Genomic DNA, 4,599 nt, shown 5'->3' with positions numbered 1-4,599 from the left:
TCATCCATCACGAACTCATGGATCAAGGGGTCGAAGCGGTACTCTGTCATCGGAGAAACTCCCGGTAGTAAGTGACGCCAAAATTGTGGACCGCGCTGCAGTGAGTGGCCACCAGCCCGGTTCATCGAGCCCCTTCCAGCGACCAGTGTGAGGATGGCAGCCAGAATCGGAACGCACCGCGTGCCGTATTCGGGGTGACTTCGGCGGTTTGGCTGGGGATAACCGCCCTGTCAGATTACCTACGGCATAGGGTGAAGGAACATGCTAATCGCCTGTAGGTCCAACTCGCCGGTTTGACCGTCCAGAGCCTCGGCTACCGCAGAGGCTCCTGTGGCAAGGGCAACCACCTTATATGACGTCAGGGAGAAGCACATGAATGCCAGCAGGATTCTTCAGCAGTTGATGCAGCAGGCCGGTGGCAAGTCGAGTCCGGGTGGCGGGGACCTCAAGGGGCTGCTCGATGGGCTTTCCCGGCAGTTGGGAGGAGGTCAGTCGAGTGGTGGCCAGTCAGGGAGCGGCCAGCAGGGCGGCTCTGGGCTGGATGTGAAGAGCTTGTTGGGCGGCGGGGCACTGGGCCTGCTGGTCGGTTCCAAGCGTGGCCGAAAGCTGGGTGGCAAGGCATTGAAATACGGCGCCCTGGCCGGTGTGGGGGTCTTGGCGTGGAAGGCCTGGCAGAATTCTCGCCAGCAAGGCGATGACAGCGCCTCGGTGGGCGAGCCGGTGGAGCGATTGAGCGGTCAGGCGAGTGAGCAGCGCAGCCTGGAGCTGTTGCAGGCGATGATCTGGGCCGCTCGGGCCGACGGGCACATCGATGCGTCCGAACAGGCCCTGATCGGGGAACAGATCGATAGTCTCGGTGCCGATGCGGAACTTCACCAGTGGGTGGAGCGCCAGCTTTCCGCGCCCCTGGATGCAACGAAGCTGGCCCGCGCGGCGGACTCCCCTCAGGCGGCCCGGGAGATCTATCTGATCAGCGTGGCGGTGGTGGATGAGCAGAATCCCATGGAGCGCGCCTGGCTCGATCAACTGGCCCAGGCCCTGACCCTGGATACCGGCATGGTCGAGGAACTCGAGCGTCAGGCCCGCGAGGCCGGATGAGCATGGAAACCCTGACGGTATGGATTGCCACCGGTTTCGGCCTTGGGCATTTGCCCTGGGCCCCGGGAACCGTCGGCTCGCTGCTGGGGCTTCCCCTGGCCTGGTGGATACTGGGCCGCTCTCGGCAGGTGCAACTCGGGGTCTCGGCCATGTTGCTGGTCATCGGTGTGCCGGTTTGCCATGTCGCCTCGGCGGCTCTGGGCGGCGGCGATGTCCAGTCGATAGTGGCCGACGAGTTCCTGGCCTTTCCGGTTGCGGTGCTGGGCCTGGCAGCCCTTCGCCGACCCTGGGCGATGGCGGGCGTCTTCGTGATCTACCGGTTCTTCGATATCACCAAGCCGCCGCCGATCAACCAGCTGGAGTCCCTGGGTGGCGGGCTTGGCATCATGCTCGATGATACCGTTGCCGCCCTCTACACCTGGCTGGTGTTGGTGGTCTGTCTGCTGCTCTGGCGGCGCTGGCACGCGCGCCGGGCCTGAGCCGTTCGCTCCGCCAATAGTCCATCGACAGCCCCTGACAGGGGCCATGGGATCAGCGATCAGTCTGGGAACCTGGGGCGGTTATTCGTCCTCGTCACGCTCCCAGTTCATGGTGCGGCGGACCGCCTTCTTCCAGCCCTTGTAGAGCCGCTTGCGTTCTTCGGCCTCCATCTGGGGCTCGAAGGTGCGCTCTATCCTGCCCTTGTCGGCCACCTCTTCCTTGGTCCACAGTCCTACGGCAATGCCGGCCAGGTAAGCCGCTCCCAGGGCTGTGGTCTCGGTGAGCAGGGGACGTTCGACGTTGACGCCCAGCATGTCGGCCTGGAACTGCATCATGACATTGTTAGCCACGGCACCGCCATCCACTCTAAGCGACTTCAGAGTGATGCCGGAGTCGGCCTGCATGGCATCGATGACATCCTTGGTCTGGTAGGCCAGCGAGTCCAGGGTCGCCCGGGTGATATGCTCCTTGCGGGTTCCGCGGGTCAGCCCGAAGATCGCGCCACGCGCATACATGTCCCAGTAGGGTGCCCCCAGTCCGGCGAAGGCCGGCACCATATAGACGCCGCCGGCGTCGTCCACCTTGCCGGCGTAGTACTCAGAATCCTCGGCCGAGTCGATGAGCTTGAGCTCGTCGCGTAGCCACTGTATCGCCGCCCCGGCGATGAAGATGGCCCCCTCCAGGGCGTATTCCACCTTGCCGTCCACCCCCCAGGCGATGGTAGTGAGCAGGCCGGACTTGGACATCACGGGCGACTCGCCGGTGTTCATCAGCAGGAAACAGCCGGTCCCATAGGTGTTCTTGACCATCCCCTTCTCGAAGCAGGTCTGGCCGAACAGCGCGGCCTGCTGGTCACCGGCAATGCCGGCGATGGGGATGCGCGCACCGCCGAACATCTCGGCGCCGGTGGTGCCATAGACCTCGCTGGAGGGCCGTACCTCGGGCAGCATGGAGACCGGGATGCCCAGCTCGTCGAGCATGCGCTGGTCCCACTCCAGGGAGCGGATATTGTAGAGCAGGGTACGCGAGGCGTTGCTGACATCGGTCACATGGCATTCGCCGCGGGTCAGGTTCCACGTCAGCCAGGTGTCCATGGTGCCGAACAGCAGATCACCACGCTCGGCCTTCTCGCAGGCCCCTTCGACATTGTCGAGGAGCCAGCGGATCTTGGTGCCGGAGAAATACGCATCCGCCACCAGGCCAGTGGTCTCGCGGATGTAGGCCTCCAGGCCGCGTTCCTTCAAGTCGTCACATAAGGGTGCGGTGCGACGATCCTGCCAGACGATGGCGTTGTGGACGGGTTTTCCGGTGTGGCGGTCCCACACCACGGTGGTCTCGCGCTGGTTGGTGATGCCGATGGCCGCTACCTCGGTGGGCTTGATTCCCTGGGTTTCGAGGACCTCGCGCGCCACCCCCATCTGGCTGCCCCAGATCTCCATGGCATCGTGTTCCACCCAGCCGGGCGTCGGGTAATGCTGCCTGAATTCCTTCTGGGCGATGCCGACGATCCGGGCATCGCGGTCGAAGAGGATGGCGCGGCAGCTGGTGGTGCCTTGATCGAGGGACAGGATGTATTGTTTTTCCATGGGGTGTCTCCTGTGGAATGTCCGGATGGGTTCTTGTTGTGTGGGTTAAGCGTCGCCCGGCATTTTTCGTTATCGAACATTAGTGTTGTATCTGAAACATCGCAATGGCCATCTGCTATCGGGTTCGCGGGTTGATTCCAACCTGTCAACATCTCGAAGCGGTCAATGCCTGACGGTCGACACTGAGTGTCGATGATTCGGGCTGATCGCGGGTCTGCCAGCAAATAATGCTCGAATTCGAACATAGATTGGAGGAATATAGGCACGAAAAGTTCTAGATACAACATTTTTTGATAGCTTATTCCACCTCGCTCAGATTTATCCCGAAGGCAGGTGCTGCCTTTATTACTTGAATTCAGACCGCTACGGGAACCGCTCAGCCATGCCTTGCGGGCCTCTCGGCCCAACGCTCGTCCGGGTGGACTTCGTTGGCGGGCATCACCGGGTCGTAGCCATCGGCACGCAGCGCCTCGATGACCTCGCGGGTGTGGTCGCTGCCCAGGGTCTCGAGGGTGGCTTCCACCTCGGTGGCACGCAGCGACAGGTCGGTGAAGGTGCGCTGGTGGGCTATCTGCATGACATTGGCCCCCTGTTCGGCGAGCAATCGGGTGAACTCGGCAAGTGACCCCGGTATATCGGAAATGCCCACCCGTACCCTGACGATGCGGCCCGAGCGCACCAGGCCGCGCTGGATCACCGAGGAGAGGGCGAGCATGTCGATGTTGCCGCCACACAGGATCAGGCCGACACGGCGACCGCGGTAACGTAGCGGATCGGTGAGCAGGGCGGCGAGACCGGCGGCACCGGCGCCCTCGGCAACGGTCTTCTCGATTTCGAGCAGCATCAGGATGGCGCGTTCGATCTCGGCTTCGTCCACCAGTACGATATCACTGACCCGCTCGCGGATGATCGGCAGGGTCAGCTTGCCGGGCTGCTTGACGGCGATGCCTTCCGCCAGCGTGGCCAGGCTGCAGTGGATGGTTTCGCCGGCGAGCGCCTGCTTCATTGAGGGGAAGCGGCTGGTCTGCACACCGATCACCTCGATGTCGGGCTTGATTGACCTGGCGGCCACGGCATTGCCGGCGATCAGGCCACCGCCACCGATGGGAATCACCAGGCAGTCGAGCTCGGGTTCGTCCTCGAGCATTTCCAGGGCGATGGTGCCCTGGCCAGCAATGACACGCTCATCGTCGTAGGGATGCACGAAGACGAGGTCGCGCTCCTCGGCCAGGCGGCGGGCATAGTCGCCGGCTTCTGCCACGCCGTCACCGAACAGATGCACCTCAGCACCGAGGTGGCGGGTGTTGCGTACCTTGAGGTTTGGCGTGTGCCTGGGCATGACGATGGTGGCGTGGATGCCCAGCCGGGCCGCGTGATAGGCCACCGCCTGGGCATGGTTGCCTGCCGACATGGCGATCACGCCCCGGGCTCGCTC

Annotated in this window: 4 protein-coding genes; 2 read left to right on the top strand and 2 right to left on the bottom strand. The window is 63.4% G+C overall.

Annotated elements, in window-relative coordinates:
• Window positions 1-372 precede the first annotated feature (372 nt).
• Both ACESMD_RS05880 and ACESMD_RS05875 read left to right on the top strand, forming a co-directional pair.
• Complete coding sequence (locus ACESMD_RS05880) at window positions 373-1,098, top strand: tellurite resistance TerB family protein (protein WP_372611222.1); 726 nt, start codon at window positions 373-375, stop codon at window positions 1,096-1,098.
• The gene (locus ACESMD_RS05875; RefSeq protein WP_372611220.1) at window positions 1,095-1,577 is read left to right on the top strand and encodes a phosphatidylglycerophosphatase A; all 483 of its coding nucleotides are present in this window, start codon (window positions 1,095-1,097) and stop codon (window positions 1,575-1,577) included. Before ACESMD_RS05880 ends, ACESMD_RS05875 begins: the two co-directional genes overlap by 4 nt.
• 81 nt (window positions 1,578-1,658) lie before the next feature.
• Here the strand turns inward: ACESMD_RS05875 and glpK are convergent, their stop codons facing one another.
• Together glpK and ACESMD_RS05865 are read right to left on the bottom strand one after the other, a co-directional pair.
• Window positions 1,659-3,164: a glycerol kinase GlpK gene (gene glpK / locus ACESMD_RS05870; protein ID WP_372611218.1), complete on the bottom strand. Its 1,506-nt coding sequence runs from the start codon at window positions 3,162-3,164 to the stop codon at window positions 1,659-1,661.
• A 376-nt stretch (window positions 3,165-3,540) separates the two neighbouring features.
• Window positions 3,541-4,599 (bottom strand): threonine ammonia-lyase (locus tag ACESMD_RS05865; RefSeq protein WP_372611216.1); only part of this gene is annotated, 1,059 nt, incomplete at its 5' end.

Origin of the sequence: Halomonas sp. (assembly GCF_041689495.1) — a bacterium.
GTDB lineage: Bacteria > Pseudomonadota > Gammaproteobacteria > Pseudomonadales > Halomonadaceae > Halomonas.
The sequence above is the reverse complement of the archived record's forward strand: the minus strand, read 5'-3'. Positions and strand labels throughout refer to the sequence as shown.